This window comes from Streptomyces sp. NPDC006174 (assembly GCF_040614075.1).
In the GTDB taxonomy this organism is placed as follows: Bacteria; Actinomycetota; Actinomycetes; order Streptomycetales; family Streptomycetaceae; genus Streptomyces.
The window spans coordinates 26919-53676 of the sequence record NZ_JBEXTJ010000014.1 but is presented as its reverse complement, the minus strand read 5'-3'; the positions used below and the strand labels follow the sequence as shown (position 1 = coordinate 53676).

The 26758-nt window shown below is 71.4% G+C and carries 16 protein-coding genes and 3 pseudogenes; 14 read left to right on the top strand and 5 right to left on the bottom strand.

Annotation, left to right across the window (positions count from 1 at the left end; genetic code table 11):
* The first annotated feature begins 8 nt into the window (after nucleotides 1-8).
* Nucleotides 9-10619 (top strand): LamG-like jellyroll fold domain-containing protein, encoded by a 10611-nt coding sequence (locus ABZ267_RS27555; RefSeq protein ID WP_356755759.1) that lies wholly within the window; start codon nucleotides 9-11, stop codon nucleotides 10617-10619.
* A 9-nt stretch (nucleotides 10620-10628) separates the two neighbouring features.
* Nucleotides 10629-11204, top strand: a complete 576-nt coding sequence (locus tag ABZ267_RS27550; protein WP_356755761.1) for an SMI1/KNR4 family protein — start codon at nucleotides 10629-10631, stop codon at nucleotides 11202-11204.
* A 95-nt stretch (nucleotides 11205-11299) separates the two neighbouring features.
* On the opposite strand, the gene ABZ267_RS27545 is transcribed toward ABZ267_RS27550, so the two are convergent.
* Both ABZ267_RS27545 and ABZ267_RS27540 read right to left on the bottom strand, forming a co-directional pair.
* On the bottom strand, nucleotides 11300-12250 hold the full coding sequence (locus ABZ267_RS27545; RefSeq protein ID WP_356755763.1) for an endonuclease/exonuclease/phosphatase family protein: 951 nt from the start codon (nucleotides 12248-12250) through the stop codon (nucleotides 11300-11302).
* Nucleotides 12251-12310: 60 nt separating this feature from the next.
* On the bottom strand, nucleotides 12311-13234 hold the full coding sequence (locus ABZ267_RS27540; protein WP_356755765.1) for a phosphatidylinositol-specific phospholipase C: 924 nt from the start codon (nucleotides 13232-13234) through the stop codon (nucleotides 12311-12313).
* Nucleotides 13235-13415: 181 nt separating this feature from the next.
* Between ABZ267_RS27540 and ABZ267_RS27535 the strand changes: the two genes are divergently transcribed.
* Nucleotides 13416-13829 (top strand): hypothetical protein, encoded by a 414-nt coding sequence (locus ABZ267_RS27535; RefSeq protein ID WP_356755767.1) that lies wholly within the window; start codon nucleotides 13416-13418, stop codon nucleotides 13827-13829.
* 108 nt (nucleotides 13830-13937) lie between these two features.
* Here ABZ267_RS27535 and ABZ267_RS27530 read toward each other — a convergent pair whose 3' ends face one another.
* Nucleotides 13938-15056, bottom strand: coding sequence for an alkene reductase (locus ABZ267_RS27530; RefSeq protein ID WP_356755769.1), 1119 nt, complete (start codon nucleotides 15054-15056; stop codon nucleotides 13938-13940).
* 120 nt (nucleotides 15057-15176) lie between these two features.
* On the opposite strand from ABZ267_RS27530, the gene ABZ267_RS27525 reads away from it, so the two are divergent.
* Nucleotides 15177-15593 carry a MerR family transcriptional regulator gene (locus ABZ267_RS27525; protein ID WP_356755771.1) on the top strand — a complete coding sequence of 139 codons (417 nt, stop codon included), beginning with the start codon at nucleotides 15177-15179 and terminating at the stop codon, nucleotides 15591-15593.
* Nucleotides 15594-15721: 128 nt separating this feature from the next.
* Nucleotides 15722-16003: pseudogene (locus tag ABZ267_RS27520) on the top strand (MerR family transcriptional regulator); the annotation flags it as partial.
* 259 nt (nucleotides 16004-16262) lie between these two features.
* Here the strand turns inward: ABZ267_RS27520 and ABZ267_RS27515 are convergent.
* Together ABZ267_RS27515 and ABZ267_RS27510 are read right to left on the bottom strand one after the other, a co-directional pair.
* A complete protein-coding gene (locus tag ABZ267_RS27515) occupies nucleotides 16263-16508 on the bottom strand; it encodes a hypothetical protein (protein WP_356755773.1) in 246 nt (81 codons plus the stop codon).
* Nucleotides 16509-16675: 167 nt separating this feature from the next.
* On the bottom strand, nucleotides 16676-18499 hold the full coding sequence (locus tag ABZ267_RS27510; RefSeq protein WP_356755775.1) for a bifunctional metallophosphatase/5'-nucleotidase: 1824 nt from the start codon (nucleotides 18497-18499) through the stop codon (nucleotides 16676-16678).
* Between the two features lie 201 nt (nucleotides 18500-18700).
* On the opposite strand from ABZ267_RS27510, the gene ABZ267_RS27505 reads away from it, so the two are divergent.
* From ABZ267_RS27505 to ABZ267_RS27465, 9 genes and pseudogenes are all read left to right on the top strand, one after another.
* A complete protein-coding gene (locus ABZ267_RS27505; protein WP_356899729.1) occupies nucleotides 18701-19159 on the top strand; it encodes a DUF1016 N-terminal domain-containing protein in 459 nt (152 codons plus the stop codon).
* Entirely contained in the window at nucleotides 19149-20072 is a 924-nt protein-coding gene (gene mshD / locus ABZ267_RS27500; protein WP_356755777.1) for a mycothiol synthase, read from the top strand. Before ABZ267_RS27505 ends, mshD begins: the two co-directional genes overlap by 11 nt.
* Before the next feature lie 490 nt (nucleotides 20073-20562).
* Nucleotides 20563-20886, top strand: coding sequence for a MerR family transcriptional regulator (locus ABZ267_RS27495; protein WP_356750877.1), 324 nt, complete (start codon nucleotides 20563-20565; stop codon nucleotides 20884-20886).
* A 96-nt stretch (nucleotides 20887-20982) separates the two neighbouring features.
* The gene (locus tag ABZ267_RS27490; RefSeq protein WP_356750875.1) at nucleotides 20983-21399 is read left to right on the top strand and encodes a GntR family transcriptional regulator; all 417 of its coding nucleotides are present in this window, start codon (nucleotides 20983-20985) and stop codon (nucleotides 21397-21399) included.
* A pseudogene (locus ABZ267_RS27485) lies at nucleotides 21396-22224 on the top strand (ABC transporter ATP-binding protein); the annotation flags it as partial. The gene ABZ267_RS27490 and the pseudogene ABZ267_RS27485, both read left to right, overlap by 4 nt.
* Nucleotides 22217-22327, top strand: a pseudogene (locus tag ABZ267_RS27480) (ABC transporter permease); the annotation flags it as partial. The pseudogenes ABZ267_RS27485 and ABZ267_RS27480, both read left to right, overlap by 8 nt.
* 339 nt (nucleotides 22328-22666) lie before the next feature.
* Nucleotides 22667-24919: an RNA degradosome polyphosphate kinase gene (locus tag ABZ267_RS27475; RefSeq protein WP_356750873.1), complete on the top strand. Its 2253-nt coding sequence runs from the start codon at nucleotides 22667-22669 to the stop codon at nucleotides 24917-24919.
* The gene (locus tag ABZ267_RS27470; protein ID WP_356750871.1) at nucleotides 24888-26174 is read left to right on the top strand and encodes a CHAD domain-containing protein; all 1287 of its coding nucleotides are present in this window, start codon (nucleotides 24888-24890) and stop codon (nucleotides 26172-26174) included. The genes ABZ267_RS27475 and ABZ267_RS27470 overlap by 32 nt, the downstream gene beginning before the upstream one ends.
* Nucleotides 26171-26599, top strand: coding sequence for an NUDIX hydrolase (locus tag ABZ267_RS27465; RefSeq protein WP_356750869.1), 429 nt, complete (start codon nucleotides 26171-26173; stop codon nucleotides 26597-26599). The genes ABZ267_RS27470 and ABZ267_RS27465 overlap by 4 nt, the downstream gene beginning before the upstream one ends.
* The last annotated feature ends 159 nt before the right edge of the window (nucleotides 26600-26758 follow it).

Sequence of the window (26758 nt, the reverse complement as noted above, 5' to 3'; positions counted from 1 at the left end):
CCTTTCTGATGACCGTTCTGGCGGGTACCGAGACCGCACTGGCGGCCCTGCCCACCGGACGCGACGGGGCAACGCCCGCGGCCGCCACCGGGGACGCACCGGACCAGCGCTGGGGATCGGCCCGCGGCCGTGGCCACGCCGCCGATGCCGAGGCCACCGAGGCAGCCGCCAAGGGCGGCCGGGCGGACGCCCTGACGGCTCCCGGCGAGCTGCCCGCCGAGACTCCTCCTCCGGCGACGGACCTCGGTGGCCTGCCCGAGGTGCCGGAGCCCGGACCGGCGGTCGAGACATCGGTGCCCTCCCCGTCGGAGGTCACCGGGTACGACGCCGAGGCCAGCCGCGAGGTGCCCGAGGAGCGCAAGGAGCGCGAGCGCACGTTCCGGAACCCGGATGGCACCTTCACCACGCGCTTCTTCACCGAGCCGGTCAACTTCCGTGGTCCGAGGGGCGACTGGCCGGCCATCGACACGGAGCTGGTCCGCCGGGAGGAGCAGGGCGCGCGGACGATGAGCGGCGACGGCCAGGAGGAGTGGCACACCCGCTCCACCGAGTCCCCCGTCACCTTCGCTCCCACGGCCGACGGCGACCCCGTCGTGAGCATCGGGCTGCCCGGCGGAACCACGATCGGCTACGCCGTGGACGGCGCCGCCGCGTCGCCCGGCCGGGCCGACGGCAGCGTGATGACCTACGCGGACCTCCGCGAGGACTCCGACCTGGAGTTCATCGCGGCGGCGGATTCCGTCAAGGAGACGATCATCCTCAAGAGCAAGGACGCGCCGGCCGAATGGCGCTTCCCGCTCGCCCTCACCGGCCTGACCGCGAGCGTCGCGGAACACGGCGGAGTGGTGTTCACCGACGCGGCCGGCACTCAGCGGGCCTGGACGCCGGCGGGCTGGATGGAGGACTCCGACTTCGCGGAGAACGCCAACGAAGGCACGATCTCCTCCGGCGTCACCTATGCCGTCGAGTCGTCCGGCGGGCGGCAGGTCCTCGTGGTGCGCCTGGACGAGAGCTGGCTCGACGCTCCCGAGCGGGTCTACCCGGTCCGGGTCGACCCCTCGGTCAAGTCCGTCGACGCCAGCTCCGGTACCTACGTCCAGCACCCGTACAACCAGAACTTCTCCAGTGACTCGGTCCTCAAGACCGGTACGTACGACGGCGGTGGGCACAAGGCCGCGTCCTTCCTCCGCTTCAGCGGTGTGGAGACCACTCTCAAGAACGCCTGGGTCCTCGACACCCGCCTGAACGTCTACAACACCTGGTCCCTCTCCTGCACCGCGCGTCCCGTCACCGTGCACCCGATCAACTCGAACTGGTCGGAGAGCACGACGACGAAGTACCCGGGCCCGACGACCGGCGCCTCGCTGGCCTCCAAGAGCTTCGCCCACGGCTGGCGCCCCTCCGGCACCACCACCTGGTCCTGCGGCCCCGCCTGGGAAGGGATCAAGCTGGGCGAGGCCGGACGCAAGCTGGTCGACGACTGGACGCACGGCCGCAAGCCGAACTACGGCCTCGCCCTCAAGGCGTCCACCAGCGACTCCAAGGGCTGGAAGCAGTTCGGATCGGACGACTACCCGGACGGCAAGCCCCGCCTGGACATCACCTGGACCAAGTACGGAGCGACGTACAAGGTCGGGGCGCTGGTGACGCCGATGACGGCGACCGCCGAGGGCGTGCAGAAGGTGACCGTCACCAACCTGGGCCAGGAGACCTGGCCCAAGGGCGGTAACTACAAGCTGCGTTACAACCTGATGGACGCGTCGGGCAAGGAGATCACCGACGCGGCGAAGATCCGCTCGACCCTCATGCCGAGCGCCGTCCCGCCCGGCGGCACCGTGACGCTGGACGCGAAGATCGCCCCGCTGCCCCCGGCGACCTACACCATCCAGTGGACCATGGACGACGCCGGCGTCAGCAGGTTCACCACCGCGGGCGTGCCCGGCCCCGCCGTGAAGATCTCCGCGGTGAACGTGCCGCCGGGCCTCACCAAGGCCTCGCCCGGCAGCGGCGCGGTCATGGACTCGCTCACCCCGACGCTCTGGGCCCAGGGGAAGGACGTCGACCACTACCCGGGCAGCGCGCTCCAGTACACCTTCGAGGTCTGCGAGGTGGCGGGCAACAACCTGCGCAAGAACTGCCGCACCGGCGCCCGGGGTACCGCCCAGCAGTGGACCGTGCCGCGCGGCTGGCTCTCCTGGGGCCGGACCTACGCCTGGTACCCGTACGCCTACGACGGCCAGGCCACGTCCGCCCGCCCCGGCCCCGCCCTCTTCACCACCCAGGTGCCGCAGCCGGCCGTCACCGGCTTCCTCGGCGGTGAGGACGGGCGCGAGTTCTCCGCCCGCCAGGGCAACTACGCCACCGCCGCCGTCGACGCGGCCATACCCACGGTCGGCCCTGAGCTGGCGGTGCGCCGCGAGTACAACTCGCTGGACCCCCGTACCGACGTCTCCTTCGGCGCGGGCTGGACGAGCCAGTGGGACATGCGCCTGTGGGACGACGCGGCCAACGACACGACGCTGGTCATGCTCGGCAACGGCACCCGCGTCCGCTTCGGCCTCAACCCCGACGGCACCTACACCGGCCCCTCCGGGGGAGCGCTGAGCCTGGTCCGCGAACCGGGCGCCTCCGAGTACCGCGGGTGGGTGCTGCGCGAACGGTCGGGCACCACCTACCACTTCAGCGGCTACAGCGGCAAGCTGATGCGCATCGTCGACGGACTGGGACGCGGGCAGTCGCTCACGTACGCCCAGGAGGGCGAGGGCCCGCTCACCCAGGTGAAGGACGACCTCTCCGGCCGCGCCCTGCGCTTCACCTGGTCCGGCCCGCGCGTGGCGTCGGTGACCACCGAGGGCACCGGAACCGGCGCGCCGAGCCTCACCTGGTCCTACACCTATGACGGCGACCGGCTGACCAGGGTCTGCCCGCCCGCCTCGACCACGGCGTGCACCACCTACACGTACGAGAACGGCTCGCTGTACCGCAGCGTGGTCCTGGACGAGAACCCCGTCTCCTACTGGCGTCTGGGCGAGAGCGAGGGCGGTACCGGCCGCAGCCAGGCGCCCTCCACCTCCGGCCGGAACGACCTCACCTACCGCGACATCGAGCTGGGCCGGCCGGGCGCCGCCACCGGTTCCACCGACACCGCGGCCGCCTTCGACGGCACCGCCTCCTACGCCGAACTGCCGGACGAGGCGCTGAGCACCTCGGCGTTCCTCTCCGTGGAGTTGTGGTTCAAGACGGCCGAGCCAGGTGTGCTGCTGGGCTTCCAGGGCGGAGCCCTCGACGACGGGCAGCCGGACCACTGGAGCCCGCTGGCCATCGGCAGCGACGGCAAGCTGCGCGGCCAGTTCGAGATCACCGGCAAGGCCGTCACCCCCATGGTTTCCCCGGGCGCGGTCACCGACGACCGCTGGCACCACGTGGTCCTCGTCGGTGAGGGCACGACCCAGAGGCTCTACCTGGACGGCAAGCAGATCGGCTCGCTCAGCGGTCCCATCGACCACTACGAGAAGGCCAACGCCTACCTCGGGGCCGGCTGGTCGAGCAGCGCGTGGGACGGGGTGAGCGCCACCGGCGTCCGCTACTTCACCGGCCTGATGGACGAAGTGGCCGTCTACCACCGCCCGCTGAGCCCCGGAACGATCGACGAACACTACGCGGCCCGCACCGGCGCCCCCCGGATGACCAAGGTCACGCTGCCCTCCGGCCGCGTGCACGCACAGAACACGTACGACCCGGCCGGCGGACGCCTGTCCCGTACGACGGACGAGAACGGCGGGGACTGGGAGATCTCCGACCCGTCGTACTCCGCCGCCTCCTCCTCGTACGAGACCACCATCACCCGCTCGGGCCCCACCGGATACTGGCGGCTCGGCGAGCGGAGCGGCGCCACGGCGGTGAGCCCGCTGGACGAGTCGCTCGACGGCGACTACGACGGCGTACGGCTGGGCAGCGCGGGCATCTTCGCCGACGGCGACGACACCGCCGCCACCTTCACCGGCGACAGCTCCCTGAAGGTGCCGGCGGAGTCGCTCGGCACGCAGAAGGCCATGTCGATCGAGATGTGGTTCAAGACCGAGGCACCCGGTGTCCTCGTCGCCATGCAGAGCAGCGAGCTGGACGAGACACCGGCCGGCTACCGCGCCATGCTGACGATCGGCGCCAACGGCGTGCTGCGGGGCAAGTTCAGCCCCGACGCCACCAGCCTCCAGTCCGGCAAGGCCGTGACCGACGGCAAGTGGCACCACGTCGTGCTCACCGGCAACGAGTTCGCCCAGGCGCTGTACCTCGACGGCGACCTCCAGGGCCAGACCGACACCGGTGTGCCGACGTTCCGGCACCCCCACGTCTACATCGGCGGCGGCTACAGCTCCTCCGGCTGGGACGGATCGCCGGCCGGATACCGGTACTTCACGGGCCAGCTGGACGAGGTCGCCTTCTACGACAAGCCGCTCGTCCCCTTCCACCAGGCGTCCGGCGGTCAGTGGACCGTCGAGCCCTCGCCGAACGGGGCCGCGACCGCACCCGAACTGCACTTCCAGGCCCGCGGGGCCCGGCTGTCGGGCAGCGGTGAGCAGTACCGCGGTGTGACGGTCGCCGACGCGCCCGCCGCGTACTGGCGCCTCTCGGAGACCGAGGGCACCACGCTGAGCAGCCAGGTCGGCGACGCGTCCACGGCGGCCGCCTTCCGGCCGGACACCGGGACGGTGCGCACCTCGAAGACCGGGGTGACCGGCATCTTCGGGCAGGGCGACAACCGCTCCCTCAAGCTCGGCAACGGCGGCCACGTACAGCTGCCCGGCGGAACCCTCGCCGGCACGACGGACCTCTCCGTGGAGCTGTGGTTCCGTACGACGGCCCACTCGGCCGTGCTCCTGGGCTTCCAGAACACCCCCATCGGCCAGACGCCGACCTCGTGGCGGTCCGCGCTCAACATCGACGGCGCGGGCAAGCTCCGCGGCGAGTTCTACCTGGCGGCCGGTACCGGTGCCACGCCCATCACCTCCACGCAGGCGGTGACGGACGGCAAGTGGCACCACGTCGTGCTCAGCGGCTCGGGCAGCACTCAGAGCCTCTATCTCGACGGTACGAAGGTCGGCTCACTGGCCGGAGCCATCTCCGACCAGGCACGTCCCTACACCTACCTCGGCGGCGGCCACGGCAGCTCGGGCTGGATGGGCCTGCCGTCGAACACCTACTACTTCCAGGGCGACCTGGACGAGGTCTCCTTCTACCGCCGGGCCCTCACCGAGGACCAGGTGGCCGGCCACTACCGCGCCTGGTCCGAGTCCGCCGACTCGGGGCTGGCCTCGGTCGTCCGGGTGACCGACCCGCTCGGCAACACCAGCAGCACCAGCTACGACGCCGTACGCGGCCAGCGGGTGACCGCCCGCACCGACGAGCGCGGCGGAGTCACCTCGTACGCCTATGACACCGGCGGCTTCCTGCACACGGTGACGGACCCCAACGGGCACTCCACGGTCAGCGGCCACGACGCGCGCGGCAACGTGGTGTCGACCACGACATGCCGGGACGCCGACTCCTGCTGGACGTCGTTCCGCTCGTACCACCTCAACACGGCGGACCCGTTCGACCCGCGCAACGACAAGCTGCTCACCTACCGGGACCAGCGCTCCACCGACCACCGCGACGACCGCTACCGGGTGGCGTACGCCTACAACGCCAAGGGCCAGCCGACGAGCGTGACCCGCCCCGGAAGCGCCTCGACGACGCGGACGTACACGGCCGGGACCGAGGCCGCCGTGGGCGGCGGGGTCGTACCGGCCGGTCTGACCGCCTCCCAGCGCACGCCGGGCGGATCGCAGACCACCTACCGCTACTATGCGAACGGCGAACTGGCGCAGGCCACCGCGCCGTCCGGACTCGTCACCAGGTACACGTACGACGGACTGGGCCGGCTGCTGACGGAGACCCAGGACGCCGCCGGCCACCCCGGCGGAGTCACCACCACCTACGCCTACGACTCCGGCTCCCGCGTGGTGACGGAGACCGGTGCGGGGGTGCGCAACGAGATCACCGGTGTCACCCACACCGCGAGGACCACCCGCACGTTCGACCCGGACGGACTGCTGCTGACCGAGGCCGTGGAGGACCTGACCGGCGGTGACACCGAGCGGACCACCACGTACCACCACGACACCCTGGGCCGGAACGACAGCGTGACCGACGCCGAGGGCAGCACGACCGCCTACGGCCACGACGCCCTCGGCCGCGTGATCCGTACGACGGACTCCGCGGGCAACGTGCTCACCTACGCCTACTCCCCGACCGGCGAACACACCGAGACCGTGCTGAAGGGGTGGACCGGTGGCCCGTCCGGTGCGCCGGCGGACCTGGTGACGGAGTCCAACAGCTACGACCCGGCCGGCCGTCTGGCAGCCGGCACCGACGCGATGGGCGCCACCACCGCGTACACCTACTTCGACGACGGGCTGCCGGCGGCCACGACCGCCAGGCAGGTCAGCCGGCCGGACGGGACGAAGCGCGACATCGTCCTGGAGAGCACCGCCTACGACCCGGCCGGCAACGTGGTCCGGACCGTCGGCGGCGGCGGACGGACCACCGTCGAGCAGACCGTCGACGCCCTGGGCCGCACCACCCGCAGCGTCCTCGACCCCGGCGGCCTCGCCCGGGTCAGCACGTTCGGCTACGACCCGGACGACCGGCTCACCACGCAGACCCGGTCGGTCTCGGCCGGCCGGACGGTGACGGCGGCCTCCGAGTACGACACGGCGGGCAACCTGGTGCAGGAGACCGTGACGGACGGATCCGACTCGTACGTCACGACCAACTCCTACGACGCCCGCGGGCTGCTCCTCACCACGGTCGCCCCGCGCGGGAAGGTCACCGGCGCCGACCCGGCGGCCCACACCACGACCCACCGCTACGACGCGCTGGGACGCGTCGTCGAGCAGACCGCTCCCCCGGTCCGGACCGAACGCGCCGGCCAGGTGGTGGAGGCGGCCAGGCCCACCTCCACCACCGGCTACAACACCTTCGGCGAGGCCACGCACACCAGGGACCCGAACGGAGCCGTCACCCGGACGGAGAGCGACCGGCTCGGCCGGACCGTCGCCGTCACCCTGCCGGACTACACCCCGCCGGGCGGCCAGAAGATCACCGCGGTCGCGCGGACGGAGTACGACGGGCTGGGGCGCACCTCCAGCACGACCGACCCGCTGGGCCGCACCACCCGGTACACCTACGACCAGCTCGGCAACCTGGCGAGCAAGGTCGACCCGGTCGCCGCGACGCCCTCGGTGCAGAACCTGGCCGAGAGCCGGTTCGGTTCGCCGAACCAGGCCCAGGGCGACCTCGACGGCGCGGGCGTGACCCGCTTCACCTGGACCCCGACCGGGCTCCAGCTCTCCGCCACCGGCCCGACCGGAGCCCGTACCGAGGCCACCTACGACGAGCTGGGCCGCAGTCTCACCAGCACCCTCATCGAGAGGTACCCGACCCCGCAGAACCTGGTCACCCGCTTCACCTGGGACGACGCCGGCAACCAGACGGCGTCGGTCACCCCCGGCGGGCGCACCACCACCGCCACCTACAACGCGGCGGGCGAACCCCTGACCGCGACCACCCCGGCAGGCACCACGCGCTTCGGCCGCGACGGCCTGGGCCGGACCACGGAGACCACCGACGCCACCGGCCGGCGCACCACCACGGCCTACGACGCCCTGGGCAACACGGTCGCCACGGCCGACTACGGCACCGGCAGCACCGCCCTGCGCACGGCGACGGCGGAGTTCGACGCGGACGGCAACCGCACCGCCGTGACCTCGCCCACCGGTGACCGGAAGACCTACACGTACGACGCCCTGGGCCGGCTGACGAAGCAGGTCGAGCCGGTCACGGACACCTCGTCCGTCTCCGTCACCTTCGGCTACGACGCGCTGGGCAACCGCACCCGCGTCACGGACGGCAAGGGCAACACGACCGCCTTCACCTTCACCCCGTGGAACCTCCCGGAGTCCACCGTCGAGCCGGCCACCACGGCCCACCCGGCGGCGGCCGACCGGACCTGGACCTCGGTGTACGACGCCGCGGGTCAGCAGGCCGCCGAGCTGCTGCCGGGCGGTGTGAAGCGGGAGAAGGCCTACGACGGCCTGGGCCGGCTGACCCGCGAGACCGGGACGGGCGCGGAGGCGTGGACGATCGCCAGGACGTTCTCGTACGACCTCGCCGGACGGATCACCTCGGCCGGCACCGACGACCTGATGGTCCAGAACACCTACGCGTACAACGACCGCGGCCAGCTCCTGACGACCGCGGGCCACGGAGGCACCAACCGGTACACGTACGACAGCAACGGCGACATGACCCAGCGCAGCACGGAGCGCAACACCACCGTCTACGGCTACGACACCGCGGGGCGCCCGGCCTGGGTCTGGGACGAGGGCACCGCGAGTGACATCTGGTACGAGTACGACGCCGCCGGAAGGCCGCTCGCCGAGAGCTACGTGGTGCAGGCGAACGGCTCGCAGGAGTGGACCCCGACGGCCCGCCGCAGCTACGGCTACGACGACCTCGGCCGCCTGACCACCGACCGGATCACCACACCGGACGGCACCGGTGAGAAGACGGCGACGGAGTACGGCTACGACCTCTCCGACCGGCTCACCGGCAAGAAGACGCGGGGCACGGCCGGGGCCGGCGACGACTCCTACCGCTACGACAGGTCCGGCCGGATGACCGAATGGTCCCGCGGCTCGACCAGCGTCGGCTACGGCTGGGACGCGGCCGGGAACCGCGTGTCCGAGGGCGGCAGGGCGGCGACGTTCGACGAGCGCAACCGCAGGCTCACCGACGGGACCACGCAGTACACCTACACCCCGCGCGGCACGCTCAGCACGCAGACCGAAGCGGGCGGCACACCCCGCGCGAGCACCTTCGACGCCTTCGAGCGCAAGGTGACCGACGGCCCGTCCACCTTCTCGTACGACTCCTTCGACCGGGTCAGCGAGTACGACAGCACCCCGTTCGCCTACGACGGAGGCTCCAACAACCTCACCTACGACGGCACCACCAGCTACAGCCGCACACCGGGCGGTTCCCTGCTGGCAACGTCCGACGCCACCGGCGGCCAGTGGGCCCTCACCGACCGCCACGACGACGTGGTGGGCCGGCTGACCCCCGAAGGCACCCTGACGGGCTCCCGCGCCTACGACCCGTACGGCAAGGTCACCGCCGCCCAGGGGCCCAGCCCGGCGCTCGGCTTCCAGTCCGGCTGGACGGACCCGTCCTCCGGCGACGTGAACATGGCGTCCCGCTGGTACCAGCCCGGCACCGGCTCCTTCGCCTCCCGCGACACCTGGCTGCTGGACCCCTCCCCGGCCGCCCGCGGCAACCGCTACATGTACGGCGACGGCGGCCCGTTGAACGGCACCGACCCCACGGGCCACGCCTTCTGGGACGACCTGCTGAGCTGGGGCCCCAACCTCTTCGGCCCGCCGACCCCGATCGGCCTGGCGGCGAAGGTCTTCTGGTGGTCGTGGACCTCGGGGTCCAACTCGATCGGCAACGGTTCCTGCTACTCGGGGATCGTGGACCGCTGCGCCGGCCAGCGGACGGCGGACGCCCTGCGCCGCCAGGCGGACAACATCGCGGGACAGTCGTGGTCCAAGCCCCGCTCCTCCCCGCGCGGCGGCGGCCGGGCCACCGGGCCGGCTCCGCGTGGCGGAAACAACTCCTACTACAGCGGTGGCAACCGCGGAGGCGGCAGCCGCGGCGGAGGCGGCGGTTACACCACCGTCTGCAACGGCCGCTGCGGCACCCCGGTCAAGCCCCCGAAGCCCCCGATCGACCAGAACCCGAACAACGGCCTGAACCCCATCCCGGCACCCAAGCTGCCGCCGGCGGTGGCGACGTGGACCAGCGCGATCTGGACGGCCGGATCGGCTGTGACGACGACGGTGTCGGCGCAGGCGGTGCTGAACATGCTGGCGGTCGCGATCTTCACGCCCACCACCATCAACGGCAAGGACCTGCTCCCTCTCCCGCAGCGCGACCACCGGCCGGGCGGAGGCAGCGCGGGGCGCAAGCGCAGCGACAAGAAGTGCGACGACGGTCCGGGGATGAGCGCCACCGGGCACGTCACCTATCTGCCGCGCGAGCGGTACTACGACAGCTTCTCGAAGCAGGAGGAATGCCGGGCCACCGGGGTCTACGGCATCATCGACAGCACGGATCTGACGACGAAGGCCCATCCCGGACCCGGGACGGACACCGGCAGCAAGAAGCCCCCGGGGTGGCACGAGATCCGGTCTCAGGGAGAGCAGCCGAACAACGGGCACCTTCAGCCGAAGCTCGGTGGCGGCAACGGCAAGGACCTGAGAAATCTCATTCCTCAGTACGAGCGGATAAACAGCCCCTACATCAGGGACGGCGTCGAGAAGGACATCCGTAACTCCCTGGAAGCCGGAAATTCCGTGACCCTGTGGATCACACCGCGCTACGGGAAGCCGGACTCCGGCATACCGACGACGATCGAATACAACTATGGAGACCTCACCACCGGGGTCACCAAGCACTGTGTCGTGCACAACCAGGCATCGGGCGGCCGGACCACCGGGTCCAGCACCTGCCCCTAGGAGCAAGAAATGTCGACAACCTACGTGGACCGGGTCCGCGCCATGCTGGGCCCGGCCGGGAGTACTCACGCCGATCCTGCGGCCTGGCAGGCGCTCGAAGGCGAGCTCGGTGTGGAGCTGCCCGGCGAGTACAAAACGCTGATCGACCTCTACGGCCCGCTCCAGGTGAACGAGCACCTCTTCCTCAGCCATCCCGCCACGGACGCGTGGAACCTGGGGAAGTGGATGCGGTCCACTGTCGATGCGTTCCGGCAGAGCCGGTTGCAAGGCCCCGAGGGCGAGATCCGGTTCGGCGGCCCTGACGGCCTTGTCCCGCTGGCCAGCACGGACCGCGGCGAGTACGTCTTCGGCGTCCGTGGCCGGAACGGTGAAGGCTGGACGCTCATGGCCTGCGACGGCAACGAGCCGGACTTCTTCGCCTACCGCATGGAGTACGCCGAATGGCTGTACCGCTATCTGATCGGCGAATCGATGTTCGGGCCCGAGACCGAGGTCTTTTACCCAGGGCCGGTGATCATGGAGACCCTGCCGGTGGGCCAGGGTGAGGAGAGCCGCGTCCTCCACGGCCCCGATCGCGGCATGTGATCCCACCCCCTGTCGGCCGAGCAGGCCCCAGGGGTACGCGCGAGAGGGGCGGCGGGCCCACGGGCCCGCCGCCCCTCTCGCGCGTCAGCCGACCCTCACCCGACGGCCACGCTCTCGATCATCACGTGGTGGTCCGAGTACACCGAGTCCGCGACAGCGCACCAGCGCCGGGTCTCGCTGCTGAAGATGTAGTCGATCTTCACTCCGGAGCCGTGGGACGGCCGTCCGGTACGCGACGTCCCCGTCTGGTCGCACTCCTGGTAGCCCTCGGTGCCCGGACCCGTGGAGTAGAGGCCCTGCGGCCACACCCAGGCGTGGGCGTTGTTCGGCGCGTCCGGCGACTTCGCGTTGAAGTCACCGCCGAAGACCGTACGCGGGAACTGGTCCACGACCGCCTTGATCTCCGCGAACTGGTCGTCCCGGTAGTCCCAGGTGGGGTGGTCCGGGTTGATGCCCAGCCAGGAGGCGTGGACATTGCAGAGCCGGATGTTGTCCCAGTACGGGGCCGTCGCGCAGTGGAAGGGAGCCTGGAGCCCCGTCCACGGCTGGGTGGTCGGGTACGTACGGGCGTCCTGGATCCCGCCCTTGACGATGATCGCCGTACCGGCCCGCTCGGGCTTCCCCTCCACGCACGGGCTGTCGTGCTTCACGCCGTTCTGCGACCACCGGTACGGGTGGAACGCCTTGCCCCACCCGGGGCCCAGCTCGGTCATCAGCGTGGTGAGGGTGTTCTCGCAGACCTCCTGGAGGAGGACGGCGTGCACCCAGGTGTTGTCGACGTGCATCTTGACCACGCCCGCCTTCTGGGCGCTCGTGCCGGTGTCCGTACAGCCCCAGCGCGGCACGTCGCACATGTTCCACGACATGACCTGGAGGTTCTTCGGCTCCGCCGCGACCGCCTTGGCCGCCTCGACCCCTTTGGCCGCCTCTACCGCCGCGACCGCCTTGGCCGGCGGCACCGCGGCCACGGCGGCGAGCAGCAGCGCCAGGACGATCAGCGCACCGGCCGGTCTTCTCAGTATTCCGGACAGGTTCATGGCCTTCATGGCATCCCCACCCCTCACGAAATGATCACGTAAGGGGTGAGCCTACGATCCGACCGCTCCTCACCCCACCGGATTGCGCCGGATCAGCGACTCCACCAGCCCGCCGCGCTGATTCGGGTAGTCCAGCGGGACGATGCCGAGACCCGTCCAGCCGGCGGTCTCGGAGCGCTCCAGGAACGAGTGCACCTGCGGGTTGAGGCGGTCGGCGTTCCAGCGCGGCGGCATCAGAGCGGCGGTGGAGACGTAGTTCAGGTGGAACTTGCCGGGCTGCTGCGCGGCCTTGCGGAACTGGGCCTCGATCTTCGGGTACTTGGCGAACGGCTCCGCCATGTAGTCGTCCTGGATGTCGAAGACGGCCGGATCGCCATAACGCACGCCGGGCAGACCGCCGTTGTCGGCCAGCAGCACCACCTTGCCACGCGCCTGCCCGAGCGAGGGCAGCGTGGAGTCCAGCCGGAACAACGACCGCCAGCCCCGTACGTCCAGGTAGTCGTCGAAGATCGCCCGGAACGCCGCGTCACTCTCGGAGGAGTACTCCTGCTTCACCCGCATCAGCACGGTCTCGGTCGGCCGCGCCGCCAGGAAGTCCCGGCAGGCGACGAGGACATCGCCGAACATCATGTTCTGGAAGGCGGCCCCGTGATGGATCGCGAACGACCCGCCGGTGATCCGGCACCGCACGTCGAGAAAGCGCACTCCGCTCTGCAACTGCTGCGCGATGGTGGTGTTCTGGCACTCCGCCCACGGCCCGCCGAACCGCGCACCCGAGTCGTGCGTACCCGGGATCGTCAGCCGCTGGAGCGCGGTGGAGTCGGGCAGCCCGCCCATCCAGTCCTGTGTCCCCCGGACCGCCTTCCGCGTGGCGGCGACGGCCGGCGCGGTCCCGATGACCGCGGTGGCGGAGACGGCGAGCGCACCGGCCAGGAAGCCTCTGCGCGTGCTCAAGAGACCTGCGTGAGCGGGGTAGTTCGGCGGCGTGGACATGGAAGCGCCTCCAAGGCCGTGAGGGGGCAGACCCTTGGATTCTGACGCGCTCACGTCATGACGGGAAGGGGGTGGCCGGGGCGGCCGGCCCTCTGCGTCGTTCGGGGTTTCCGGCCGGGGAGACGGAGGAAGACGAGTAGCGGACGGACCGAGGCACCGAGCGCCGGACGGGGAGCGAGCGATGGTGGCCGCCGACTGGGTGGGAGACCGCAAGCGCCTCGCGGAGTGGGTTCCGGAAGGTGAATGGATGACGGCCGGCTGCCTGGTGGTCCATGAACGGCGTTGGGCGGGCCTGGTGGAACGACGGGCGTCCCTGCTGCTGACCGACCGCAGAGTGCGCCTGCTCCGCCACTTGGGCGGCGACCCGCGGTACGGCATACGCGGAGTGCTATTCGAGATGGTGCGCGGCGAGGGCGCGGCGGCGTGCGTGAATCCCGAGGTCCGTGTGCAGTTCGACCGCGGCCAGGAGATCGAACTGCGACGGCATGACGGCGGAACGCAGCGGATCCGCATCAGCGAGTACGACGCGGTGCACGCCCAGGCGCTGCTCGACGCGTTCCCGCCCCCGGCACGGGAGCACCCCGGCGCCCGGTGAGCCGGGACCGGGCCCAGGAGCCGGCGCCGGGCCGGGAGCCGGGGCCGGGAGCCGCCGGCAGACGCGTCCACCGGAGCGGCTGACGGCGGGCGGCGGCCCCGGCCCTCCTCAGCCCGCGTGCCGGTACGCCGGATACGTGACGTACCCCGCGTCGCCACCCTGGAAGTACGTCGCCGCGTCCTCCGCCGCCAACGGCAGCCCCGCACGCAGCCGTTCGACCAGGTCGGGGTTGGCGATGAAGGCGCGGCCGAAGCTGATCAGGTCCGCACCCAGCCCGAGCCACCGGTCCGCGTCCGGGCGCTCGGCGCGCCGGTCCCCCATCGGCAGCACCGGGTTCATGACCAGGGTCCCGGGCCACGCCCGGCGCAGGGCCACCAGGATCTCGTCCTCGACGGTCGCCTCCAGGTGCACGTACGCGGGCTCCAGCCGAGCCAACTCCCGTAGCAGTAGGGCGTAGAGCTCCGGTACGCCCCTCTCCTCGACGCCCCAGAACGTCCCGCCCGGCGACAGCCGGATCCCGGTCCGCTCCGCACCCACCGCGTCGATGGTCGCCTCCACCGCCTCGACCGCGAACCGTACGCGGCCGGCGACGGAACCTCCGTACCGGTCCGTCCGCAGGTTGGCGTTGGAGGAGAGGAACTGCGAGATCAAGTAGCCGTTGGCACCGTGCAGTTCGACCCCGTCGAACCCGGCGTCGACGGCCCGGCGGGCAGCCGCCGCGTACGACCGCGCGTGCTCGGGCACCTCGGCGGTGTCCAGGGCGCGGGGCATCGGCGCGGTCTGCGGCCCGGTCGGCGTGAACACCTCGCCGACGGCCGGCACGGCGGACGGCCCGACCGGCACCAGTCCGGTCGTGTCCGGATGCGAGACCCGGCCGCCGTGCATGATCTGCGCGAAGATCCGGCCGCCGTTCGCGTGCACGGCGGCGGTGACCGGACGCCACGAGGCGACCTGCTCATCGGTGTACAGCCCCGGCGTACCCGGGTTCGACTGCCCGATCAGGCTCGGCTGCACGCCCTCGCTCACGATGAGCCCGGCGGTGGCCCGCTGGGCGTAGTACGTCGCCATCGACGGCGTCGCCAGACCACCGGCGGCGGCCCGGACGCGGGTCATGGGAGCCATCACGACCCGGTTCGGGAGAGTGAGACCACCGAGCCGGTAGCCGGTGAAAAGGGTCTCCGCGCGGGTGCCGGAGTTGGTCTCGAAATCGCTGTCGACAAGAGTCATGCCGAACGTCCTCCTCGTTCCTCGGCGCCCGCGAACCGGACACTGCGGCTACGCTAAAATCTGACATCAATGTCAGAGGCAAGCCCGCCAAGGACAAGGATCAAGAGGACGGACGACGACATGCGCATCGGAGAACTCGCGAAGGCGGCCGGCGTCAGCGTCCGGTCCCTGCGCTACTACGAGGAGCAGCGACTGCTCACCAGCACGCGCAGCCCCAGCGGGCAGCGGCACTTCCGGGACGCCGACGTCGACCGCGTCGGCTTCATCCAGCGGCTGTACGCGGCCGGCCTCTCCAGCCGCACCATCACGGAGCTGCTGCCCTGCGTGGACGCTCCGAGCGAGGCGACGTCCGACGCCGCCATGGAACGGATGGAGCAGGAGCGCGAACGCCTCTCGGCCCACATCGAGGAGCTGCTCCGCACCCGGGACGCGCTGGACGGCCTGATGGCCACGAACCGGACCCACCGCAGGACGCTGCGACGATCCCCGGCCGCCGCCTCTCCCGCCGGAGGTCAGCCCAGCCTGGAAGTGGCGTAGGCCGCGACGGCGTCCCGCTACGCGGCCAGACCCGGCGCGATGACCTCGTACGCGCCCCGCCACTGCTCGTCTCCACAAGGGGCGCCCGATCGCGCGGAAGACGTGTGCACGGGAGGACTGACCGGCGCGTGATCGTGGCCGATGAGGCAGTTCAAGGCGGCCCGGCGGATTGTCGCAACGACGAGATCGGCCTGCCGCCGCCCGCCCGGATCGGGTCCAACGGCCACCGCCGCTACGAGGAGCGCCAGCTCCTGCTGCTGCAACAGATCCTCGTCCTGCGCGAGTTGGGCGTCGGGCTGCCCGAGATCAGTCGCATCCTGGCCGAGCAGGTCGACGAGGTGGAGGCCCTGCACGGCCACCGCCGGCGGCTGGTCGCCGAGCGGGACCGGCTCGATGCTCTGGCCGCCACCGCCCGTCCCATGCCTCCAGACGCACCAGCGGATAGAACTCATTGTCGCTGGAGGTGAGTGTCAAACCGCTTCCGGGAATCTGAACGACCTCGTCCCCGTTCGGAACCTCGTCGAAGAGAATGGTGCCGACCTGGATCGTGCGGTAGGAGACGCGAGGGCGGATTTCAGCGACGCTCACCAATGACGACATTTCTCACCTCAGAGGGAGGGAAGGGGCTGGCCCTCCAGGCGAAGGGCCAGCGGGCAGCAGATCAGGCGTTCAGCCGTCCGACAGACGCCGCTGCCTGAGGTGCTCCACGTACTCGGCCCGCCGCTGGAGCTGTTCGGGCGTCTCGTGCTGCCTTCGCTGTTCGCGTGGGACCGAGGGGAGCGGGCCAGGGCTCGTCGGCATCGGGTTTCCCTCGGCATCGGTCACCGTGATGAGACCGGCCGGTCCGTCGTCCTGGCTCTGCGCGGCCGAGGCGGCGGAGGCACCGGCAAGACCGGCTCCGGTGAACAAGCCCACGAGCACAGTCCTTCGGTGCATGAACGCCTCATCCCCTCGGCTACCCGTGACCCAGAAGGTACTGCCTTTCGGTGGCTCACCGCTCGCATGGTCCGCAAGCCGGTGCGGGAAGGCGTGAGGGGCGGCAGACCCACCGGCCCACCGCCCCTCACTCATACGTACGGGAGTTACTGCACGACCGTGATCCGGTCCGTAGCCGGCGGGGCCAGCGGGGCCGTGGCCGTGGAGTGGGCCGCCAGGTAGGCGTTGAACAGGTCCAGGTCGGACGGGCCGACCAGCTTGTTCGTGCCCTGGCCGAGGGCCGGGAAGCCGTCGCCGCCGCCTGCGAGGAACTCGTTCATCGCGACGCGGTAGGTGCGCGCCGGGTCGATCGCCTCGCCGTTCAGCTTGATGGTGTCGGTGACCACGCGGGCCGCGCCGGTCTTCGTCAGGTCCAGGGTGTAGGTGAGGCCCTTGGAGACCTGGAGGATCTTCGGGCTCGCCTGGTTGGCGCCGCTGACCTGCTGCTGGAGCGCGGTGACCAGCTGGGCGCCGGTCAGGTCGACGACGTTCATCATGTTGGTGAACGGCTGCACGGTGAACGCCTCGCCGTACGTGACGACCCCGTCGCCCTCACTGCCGGACGCCTTGTACACCAGGTCCGCGCGGATGCCGCCCGGGTTCATGAACGCGACCTGCGCGCCGCCCTTGTCGGCGGGAGCGAGCCCTTCGAGCTGGGCGTCGGCGATGACGTTGCCGAGCGGCTTCTCCGGGGCCGTGGAGCCGCGGCCGTTGATGTCGGCGCTGATCCAGCCCTGCGGCCGGTTGGCGATCGGCGCGGCCAGCTTGTTCCAGCGCTCGATCAAGCTCGTCATGTCGGCGGCCTTGGGCTGGTCCCGGGTCACGACGTGGTTCGCCGACTTCACCGACGTACGGACGATGTCCTTGGTGCGGAGGTCGTAGGTGAGCGTGGTGTCCGTGTACAGCTTGCCGAACGACGCGGCCGAGGTGACCATGCGCGGCTTGCCCGCCGGGTCCGGGACCGTGCACACGTACGCCTGGTGGGTGTGGCCGGTGACGAGGGCGTCCACCTTCGGCGTGATGCCCTTGGCGATGTCGACGATCGGGCCCGAGATGCCGTCGCCGGCGCCGGGACTGTCGCAGTCGTAGTTGTACGAGGTGGAGGCCGGAGCCCCGCCTTCGTGGATCAATGCCACGATGGACTTGACGCCCTTGCGGTCCAGCTCGCGCGCGTACTTGTTGATCGTCTCGACCTCGTCGTGGAACTTGAGGCCCTTGACCCCGTTCGCGGTGACGATGTCCGGCGTGCCTTCCAGGGTCACGCCGATGAAGCCGATCTTGACGCCGTTCTTCTTCCAGATGGTGTACGGCGTGAGCAGCGGCTTGCCGGTCTTCTCCTTGGTGACGTTGGCCGCCAGGTACGGGAAGTCCGCGCCCTTGAACTTCCTGCCCTTCTCGTAACAGCCCTCGACCGCGTGGCAGCCGCCGTTCTGGAGGCGGGCCAGCTCGGCCGCGCCCTCGTCGAACTCGTGGTTGCCGACCGCCGAGACGTCCAGCTTCAGCTTGTTGAGCGCCTCGATCGTCGGCTCGTCGTGGAAGAGGCCCGACAGCAGCGGGCTCGCGCCGACCATGTCACCGCCGGCCGCCGTGACGGAGTACGGGCTTCCCTTGCGCGCGGTGCGCAGCGAGGTCGCCAGGTACTCGACGCCACCGGCCGGGATCGCCTTCACCGTGCCGTCGGGCTGCGTCTCGGAGACGTTGCCCGCCGAACCGGCCGGCGGCTCCAGGTTGCCGTGCAGGTCGTTGAAGGACAGCAACTGCACATCGACGGTACGGGGCTTGTGGCCGTGCCCGTGTCCGTGGCCATGTCCCTGGCCCCGGTCATGAGCGCCGGCCGGCATCGCGGCGACGAGAGCGCCCACGGTGGCCAGCCCGGCCGCGACGGCGAGCACCCGCCGGGAGGCACGTTTCTTCTGCGGAGTCGCTGACATCGGTCCCCTTGTACGTCAGTTACGTCAGTGGTCACTTCTGGAATCCTGCGTGCCGCAGCCTAGAGTCAACGCGCGTAGCGCAACAGGTGTTCGGGGTTACGGACTGGTTGCCATCCGGCCAAATGGCTCGTTGGATTCGTCGCACATCCGCCCTCATCACTCGTAGCGCACGTCCGGGCCCAGCTCAAGGTCAACACCGAGATGCTCCGGATGTACGGGGAGATCGGGCGGGTCATCCTGAGGCGCCGGCGCGGGGAGAAGTGCGGCACGAAGGTCATCGGGCGGGTCGTCACCGAGCTGGGGACGGAGTTTCCGGGGCAGCGGGGATTCAGCACGCGCGACCTTCAGTACATGCGGCAGATGGCCCGGACCCGGCCGGACTCCATTGCGCAACAGACTGTTGCGCAATCGCCCTGGGGCCACGTCGTCCTCCTCATGGGCAAGTGCGCCACCCGCTTCGAGCTGGACTTCTACGCCCAGCACACGGCCCACGGCCGATCCGGGCCTGCCGCCCCGCCCCACTCCACGTACCCCGACCGCCGCCCCGCCCCACATCACGTACAACCGCCCCACCACGCACTCCCCGCCGCCTCCGCACCCCTCTCTCGGTCACCGCACCCGCGTCCCCGCTCCCCGTACGCTCGTCCTCATGACGACTGACGCATCCCTCCCCTCCCCCGGACGCGAGATTCAGGCCCTCGACGCGCTCGATTCCGCCCAGGCCGACGCCGTCCTCGAACTCCTCGGCGAGGCGGCCCGGTTCGACGGCAGGCAGGCGGTCTCCGAGCAGGGGAGGCTCCGGATCCGGGGCGGGCACCGCGTCGGTGTGCGCCACTTCCTGCTCACCAGCAACGGGAGCCTCGCCGGTTACGCGCAGTTGGAGGACACCGACCCCGTCGAGGCGCCGGCGGCCGAGCTCGTCGTCCATCCCGAGCGGCGCGGCACCGGCCACGGACGGGCCCTCGGCGCCGCGCTCCTCGCCGCGACCGGCAAGCGGCTGCGGGTCTGGGCGCACGGCGGCAGCTCGGCCGCCCGGCATCTGGCCCAGGTCCTCGGGCTCTCCCTCTTCCGCGAGCTGCGCCAGCTCCGCCGGAGCCTGATCCCGCTCGACCTCGCGGAGCCCGTACTGCCCGAAGGCGTCACCGTACGGACCTTCGAGCCCGGCCGCGACGACGCCGCCTGGCTGGCCGTCAACCGCGCCGCCTTCGCCCACCACCCCGAGCAGGGCTCCCTGACCCAGCAGGACCTGGACGACCGCAAGGCCGAGCCGTGGTTCGACCCGAAGGGGTTCTTCCTGGCCGAGCGGGACGGGGAGATCGTGGGCTTCCACTGGACGAAGGTGCACGCGGAGGAGCAGCTCGGTGAGGTGTACGTCGTCGGCGTCCTGCCCGACGCCCAGGGCGGCGGCCTCGGCAAGGCGCTCACCGCGATCGGCCTGCACCACCTGGCCGCCGAGGGGCTGCCCACCGTGATGCTCTACGTCGACGCCGACAACACGGCTGCCGTGACGGTGTACGAGCGGATCGGCTTCGCCACCCATGAGGTGGACCTGATGTACCGCACCGAGTCCTGAACCTCGCACCTCCGGTCGGAAGAAAATCTGTCGTGGCGGGAGTAGACATGCCGCCGGTGGTGGGTCTAGTGTTTTTCTCGTAGCCGGACAGCGAGGACGGCACGGCAGTGGAGTGGTGGAGCCGGAAACGGTGGGTTCCATCGCTGGTTGCCGGGCCGGTCGGCCTTCAGGGGCCGTGCAGCGGTACTCCGACCTGTCCGTCCGCACCGAACCGAACCGAACGAGGTAAGGAGCAGACGCCATCAGGATCGCCCGGGCGAGGCACACACCGCTCGGGTACCGCAGGCCCCAGATCGGAAGGTGGTCCCCGGTCACGCATCCGCGATCCCCGCTCACCCGCCCTCACCGGCGGACCGGCGGAAAAAGAAGGCCGACGTAAGTCACGTCGGCAGATGGTGTTGAAGCTCGGGGCCCGAGTGCCGTACGGCACTCGGGCCCCCCGACGTGTCCCCGCGCCGACACCCGGCACGGCCCCGAAAGAAGAGGTGCTATGCCCCCTAGCAGTACCCGCGCCACCGACAACCTGGACGACGACGACTATCCCGCCTTCACCATGGGCCGGGCCGCCGAGATGCTCTCCACCACACCCGCCTTCCTCCGCGCGCTCGGCGAGAACCGCCTGATCACCCCGCTGCGCTCCGAAGGCGGCCACCGCCGCTACTCCCGCTACCAGCTGCGCATCGCCTCCCGCGCCCGGGAGCTGGTGGACCAGGGCACCAAGATCGAGGACGCCTGCCGCATCGTCATCCTCGAGGACCAGCTCGAAGAGGCCCAGCGCATCAACGAGGAACTGCGCGCCGCACGGACGCGGTAGACCGCCCCCTTCCGTACGTGCAGGGGCGGCGTCGGTTGACGCCGCCCCTGCTTTGCGCCACCCTTTCACTACTCAATTAGTGAAAGGGTGGTGAACATGGCAGGATCCGCAGCGGTCGAGTTCCGCATCGACCGGCGCAGCGGCGTCGCCACCTACCTCCAGATCGTCCAGCAGACGAAACAGGCTCTGCGCCTGGGCGTTCTGGAGCCGGGTGACCGGCTGCCGACCGCCCGCGAGGTCGTCGAGGCCACCGCCATCAACCCGAACACCGTGCTCAAGGCGTACCGGGAGCTGGAGCGCGAAGGCCTCGTCGAGGCACGGCGCGGGCTCGGCACCTTCGTCCGCCGGACGCTCGGCGGCGCGGCGGATGCCTCCGCCTCCGACTCACCACTGCGCACCGAACTCGCCGACTGGGCCCGCCGGGCACGGTCGGCCGGGCTGGAGAAGGACGACGTCGGCGCGCTGTTCACCGCCGTGATCGACAGCATCTACCAGGGGGATCAGGACCGATGAGCGACGCGGCGATCGAGGCACGCGGCCTCACCAGGACGTACGGGCGCAGCGGAGGCGCGCGCCAGGCCCTGGACGGCTGCTCCTTCCCGCCGGACGCGTCTGCGCGCTCGTCGGGCCCAACGGGGCCGGGAAGTCGACCCTGTTGAACCTGGCGGCGGGGCTGGCCCGGCCGAGCGCCGGTGCCCTCACCGTCCTCGGCTCCGCCGACCCCTCCGCCGTACGCGGCCGCATCGCCTACGTGTCCCAGGACAAGCCGCTGTACCCGCAGCTCACCGTGGCCGACACGCTGTGGGCAGGCGGCGAGCTGAACCCCGGGCGCTGGGACGCCGCCGTCGCGGGCCGGATCGCCGCACCGCTGCCGCCGAAGGCCCGTGTCCGTACGCTCTCCGGCGGCCGGCGGACCCGGCTCGCGCTGGCCCTCGCGCTCGGCAAGCGGCCCGAAATCATGCTGTTGGAGGAGCCGATGGCCGACCTCGACCCTCTCGCGCGCCATGAGCTGATGGGCGTGCTGATGGCGGAGACCGCCGAGCACGGCACCACCATCGTGATGTCCTCGCACATCCTCACCGAGCTGGAAGGCGCCTGCGACTTCCTCCACCTCGCCGACGGCGGCCGCGTCCGGCTCGGCGGCGAGGCCGAGGACATCGTCTCCGTCCACGCCCTGCTCGCCGGCCGGACCGGCCACGACCTGGCCCCGCACACCGTCGTCGAATCCCGTACGACGTGACGTCAGTTCACCGCTCTCGTACGGAAGGAGGGCCCGGTGGACGAGTCCCTCCGGTCCACACGGAACCCTCGCTGGAGGAGCTCCTCCTCGCCCACCTCCCACTACTGGCCCCTCCAGCTCGTCGAGGCCGGCATCCTCCTCGCCCTCGCCGCGCTCGCCGTGTCCGCCGCCTTCCGGCTCCTGCGCCGCCTGCACGGCTGAGACCGGCCGCACACCTCGCCGTCCGGGCCCGACAGGGGTGGGCCCGGACGGCGATCACGCACCAGGAGACAGTCACGTACAGTCACCGAGCGACCGACCCGCAGGCACACCGCTTCCTGTACGTCATGTCGCCGTTACCGGCCATTCAGACGTCCTTGCGACCCTCACGGGATGCAGCCAGCTCTGCCAGCCCCCCGCCGTAACGGGAGGGCCGGAGGGAACGCCACCTCGGCCTCCTCCGGCCGAGACCCCGGCCGTGACCCCGGGTTTCCCGGGCCTTCCGCGATCTTTCCCGGCTCCGACGCGCCTGCTTCGGCCTCCGCGCGGAACAATAGGTCCATGAGCCAGCAGCCCAGCTCCGAGGTCCCGGTCCAGCCCGCCCAGCCGTCCGTCGGCGCTCTCGCCGCGCACCGGCCGCACGCCGTCGCGCACCCTTCATCCAGCAACGTCGGCTTCTCCACAGCCGCCCACCTGGACCCCGATCTCGATGCCGACGCGGACGCGTACGAGCCCGACCGGGACGGCGACGAGCTGCCCCAGGGCCGCTTCCTCGACCGCGAGCGCTCCTGGCTCGCCTTCAACGAGCGCGTCCTGGAGCTGGCCGAGGACCCGGCGACACCGATCCTGGAGCGCGCCAACTTCCTCGCGATCTTCGCCTCCAACCTGGACGAGTTCTTCATGGTCCGGGTGGCCGGCCTCAAGCGCCGCATCGCCACCGGCGTCGCCACCCGCTCCGCCTCCGGCCTCCAGCCCCGCGAGGTCCTCGACCTGATCTGGACCCGTTCGCGCGAGCTCATGGCCCGGCACGCCGCCTGCTTCCAGCAGGACATCTGCCCGGCGCTCTCCGACGAGGGCATCCAGCTCCTGCGGTGGCCGGATCTGACCGAGAAGGAGCAGGCCCGCCTCTTCACCTTCTTCCGGCAGCGCGTCTTCCCCGTGCTGACCCCGCTGGCCGTCGACCCCGCGCACCCCTTCCCGTACATCTCCGGGCTCTCGCTCAACCTCGCCGTCGTCGTCCGCAACCCGGTCAGCGGCCACCGCCACTTCGCCCGCGTCAAGGTCCCGCCGCTGCTGACCCGCTTCCTGGAGGCGTCGCCGCAGCGGTACGTGCCCATCGAGGACGTCATCGCGGCCCACCTGGAGGAGCTGTTCCCGGGGATGGAGGTGCTGGCGCACCACATGTTCCGGGTCACCAGGAACGAGGACCTGGAGGTCGAGGAGGACGACACGGAGAACCTGCTCCAGGCGCTGGAGAAGGAGCTCATGCGGCGCCGCTTCGGCCCGCCGGTGCGGCTGGAGGTCGAGGAGTCCATCGACCCGTACGTGCTGGATCTGCTGGTCCGCGAGCTGAAGGTGTCCGACGCGGAGGTCTACCCGCTGCCAGGACCGCTGGACCTGACCGGCCTCTTCGCCATCGCCTCGCTGGACCGGCCGGAGCTGAAGTTCCCGAAGTTCATCGCCGGCACCCACCGGGACCTGGCCGAGGTGGAGTCCGCCTCCGCGCCCGACATATTCGCCGCGCTGCGCGAGCGGGACGTGCTGCTCCACCACCCGTACGACTCGTTCTCCACCTCCGTCCAGGCCTTCCTGGAGCAGGCGGCGGGCGATCCGGACGTGCTGGCGATCAAGCAGACGCTGTACCGCACCTCCGGCGACTCGCCGATAGTGGACGCTCTCATCGACGCGGCCGAGTCCGGCAAGCAGGTCCTCGTCCTGGTCGAGATCAAGGCCCGCTTCGACGAGCAGGCCAACATCAAGTGGGCCCGCAAACTGGAGGAGGCGGGCTGCCATGTGGTGTACGGCCTGGTCGGGCTGAAGACCCACTGCAAGCTCTCGCTCGTCGTCCGCGAGGAAGGCGACACGCTGCGCCGCTACTCGCACGTCGGCACCGGCAACTACCACCCCAAGACCGCCAGGCTGTACGAGGACCTCGGCCTGCTCACGGCGGACCCGCAGGTCGGCGCGGACCTCTCCGACCTGTTCAACCGGCTCTCCGGCTACTCCCGCCGCGAGACCTACCGCCGCCTCCTGGTCGCGCCGAAGTCGCTGCGGGACGGGCTGATCGCCCGGATCAACAAGGAGATCGCGCACCACCGCGCCGGACGGCCCGCGTACGTACGCATCAAGGTCAACTCGATGGTCGACGAAGCGATCATCGACGCCTGCTACCGGGCGGCGCAGGCCGGTGTGCCGGTCGACATCTGGGTGCGCGGGATCTGCGCGATCCGGCCCGGGGTCGCCGGGCTCTCGGAGAACATCCGGGTCCGCTCCATACTCGGGCGCTTCCTCGAACACTCCCGGGTCTTCTCGTTCGGCAACGGCGGCGAGCCCGAGGTGTGGTTCGGCAGCGCCGACATGATGCACCGCAACCTCGACCGCCGGATCGAAGCCCTCGTCCGGGTCACCGACCCCGCCCACCGCGCCGCACTCAGCCGACTCCTGGAGACCGGTATGGCCGACACCACCTCTTCCTGGCACCTGGGCCCCGACGGCAACTGGACCCGGCACGCCACGGACGCGGAGGGGCAGCCGCTGCGGCACGTCCAGGAGATGCTCATCGATGCCCGGAGGCGCAGGCGTGCGACGCCCTGACCACCAGACGACAGCCACCCGTCCTGTTACCGCGACCTCCGTGACCGCTGCGGACGGAGACCCGGAGAGCGGGATCCCGGGGAGCGCAGGCGCGGGAGGCCGAGGCCCGGAAGGCCGAGGCCTGGGAAGCCGAGGCCCGGAGGGCGGGGCTCCTGAGGCGGTGGGTCCGCCGGCCGGTGGGCCCGAGGCCGGGGTCCCGCAGGCCGGGGTCACTGCGGAGGCGACCCTTCCGGAAGGCGCCACCCCGCTCCCCCGAACCACCGGCATCCTCCCCGCCGACGGCGCCGGCGCCGAAGCCGTCCTCGCGCCCTACCTGCGCGGGCAGGCCGCCGACTTCCTGCGGAGCCTGCGCCTCCACCGCGAGCACAGTGCTCCCTCCGACGCGGGCGGCCAAGGCGCCGAGGCCGCGGCCCGCGCGCTGCGGCGCTCCGCACGGCGTATCAGCGGCTCGCTCCACACCTTCCGGGCCGTCCTCGACCCGCTGTGGGCCGACCACCTCCGTACGGAACTGGCCTGGCTCTCCGGCACGCTCGCCCGCGAACACGCGTACGCCGGCCGGCTCACCCGCCTCCTCGACGCGCTGCACCAGCTCTCCGGGTCACCCGTCCCGGCGGCGCGTGGCGCGAAAGCCGCCGCGCGACCGGCCACCACGCCGGACGCGCAGGGCCGGGCCGCGCTCGGTGTCGGGACCGCGCGGGCCGGAGCACTGCTGGAGCGCCAGCTCACCCTCGCCCGGACCCGGGCCCACTCCGCCGCGCTCCAGGCTCTCGGCTCGTCCCGGTTCCACGCGGTCGCCGACGCCGTGGCTCTGCTCGCCTCCGAGGTCCCGCTGGCGCCCGGCACCGCGGCCCGGGGAGCCGAGGCGCTGCTGGAGCCCGCGGAGCGCGCCGAGCAGCGGCTGATCGTGGCGGTGGCGGCCCTTCCGCCGGACGCGTCGGCGGAGCCGTACAACGAGGCGCAGGACGCGCCGTGGCACCAGACCCGCCTGCTGCTGCGGCTGCACCGGTACGCGCACGAGGTCGTCCTCGGCGCCGCCGACCCGGTCCTCACCGGCGCCGGCCACGCCCTGGACCTGCACCGGGACGCGGCGGAGGCGGCCACGGCGGCGGCAGCGGCCGCCCGCACCCCGCGGATCGCGCCGGCCACCGCGTACGCGCTCGGCGTGCTCCACGCGGACCAGCGCCACGAGGTGGAGGCCGCACGCGCGGTGTTCCGGGAGACCTGGCCGTACGCGGCGGCCGTGACGGGCCCATGAGCGGCACCCCGGGCTCGACGGTCCTGGCGGCGGGCTGCGTCCTGTGGCGCCGCGCCCCGGGCGGAGGCGGCGCGGTGGAAGTGTGCCTGGTACACCGACCGCGCTGGGACGACTGGTCCCACCCCAAGGGCAAGCTGAAACGCGGCGAGGAACCGCTGGCCGCCGCCGTACGGGAGGTCCTGGAGGAGACCGGCCACCACTGCGTCCCGGGCCGCCGCCTCCCCACCGCCCGGTATCTAGTCGACGGACGGCCCAAGGAGGTCGCCTACTGGGCCGCCGAGGCGACGGGCGGCGCCTTCGTGGCCGGCGACGAGGTGGACCGCATCCTGTGGCTGGCGCCCGAGGCCGCCCACGTACGCCTCACTCAGCCGCGCGACCGCGAGCAGCTCACCGCCGCCCTGCTCGACACGCTTCCCGGCAGCTGAGCCGCAGGTCCCGCACCCGCCTGCCCGACACGGTTCACCTGCCGTTCACTCTCCCCCGTAGGCGGCTTCACCTGTTCTGCCTAATTTCGGACGTACACGGTGCGCGGCGCCAAGCCGCAGCAACCCTCCTCATCGCACGCCGTCGTAGAACGAACAGAT

Bases quoted from the DNA above. Each gene is read 5' to 3' on its own strand.
- ABZ267_RS27555 (WP_356755759.1), top strand. From the start codon at position 9: ATGACCGTTCTGGCGGGTACCGAGACCGCACTGGCGGCCCTGCCCACC.
- ABZ267_RS27550 (WP_356755761.1), top strand. From the start codon at position 10,629: ATGTCGACAACCTACGTGGACCGGGTCCGCGCCATGCTGGGCCCGGCC.
- ABZ267_RS27545 (WP_356755763.1), bottom strand. From the start codon at position 12,250: ATGAAGGCCATGAACCTGTCCGGAATACTGAGAAGACCGGCCGGTGCG.
- ABZ267_RS27540 (WP_356755765.1), bottom strand. From the start codon at position 13,234: ATGTCCACGCCGCCGAACTACCCCGCTCACGCAGGTCTCTTGAGCACG.
- ABZ267_RS27535 (WP_356755767.1), top strand. From the start codon at position 13,416: ATGGTGGCCGCCGACTGGGTGGGAGACCGCAAGCGCCTCGCGGAGTGG.
- ABZ267_RS27530 (WP_356755769.1), bottom strand. From the start codon at position 15,056: ATGACTCTTGTCGACAGCGATTTCGAGACCAACTCCGGCACCCGCGCG.
- ABZ267_RS27525 (WP_356755771.1), top strand. From the start codon at position 15,177: ATGCGCATCGGAGAACTCGCGAAGGCGGCCGGCGTCAGCGTCCGGTCC.
- ABZ267_RS27510 (WP_356755775.1), bottom strand. From the start codon at position 18,499: ATGTCAGCGACTCCGCAGAAGAAACGTGCCTCCCGGCGGGTGCTCGCC.
- ABZ267_RS27505 (WP_356899729.1), top strand. From the start codon at position 18,701: ATGCTCCGGATGTACGGGGAGATCGGGCGGGTCATCCTGAGGCGCCGG.
- mshD (WP_356755777.1), top strand. From the start codon at position 19,149: ATGACGACTGACGCATCCCTCCCCTCCCCCGGACGCGAGATTCAGGCC.
- ABZ267_RS27495 (WP_356750877.1), top strand. From the start codon at position 20,563: ATGCCCCCTAGCAGTACCCGCGCCACCGACAACCTGGACGACGACGAC.
- ABZ267_RS27490 (WP_356750875.1), top strand. From the start codon at position 20,983: ATGGCAGGATCCGCAGCGGTCGAGTTCCGCATCGACCGGCGCAGCGGC.
- ABZ267_RS27475 (WP_356750873.1), top strand. From the start codon at position 22,667: ATGAGCCAGCAGCCCAGCTCCGAGGTCCCGGTCCAGCCCGCCCAGCCG.
- ABZ267_RS27470 (WP_356750871.1), top strand. From the start codon at position 24,888: ATGCCCGGAGGCGCAGGCGTGCGACGCCCTGACCACCAGACGACAGCC.
- ABZ267_RS27465 (WP_356750869.1), top strand. From the start codon at position 26,171: ATGAGCGGCACCCCGGGCTCGACGGTCCTGGCGGCGGGCTGCGTCCTG.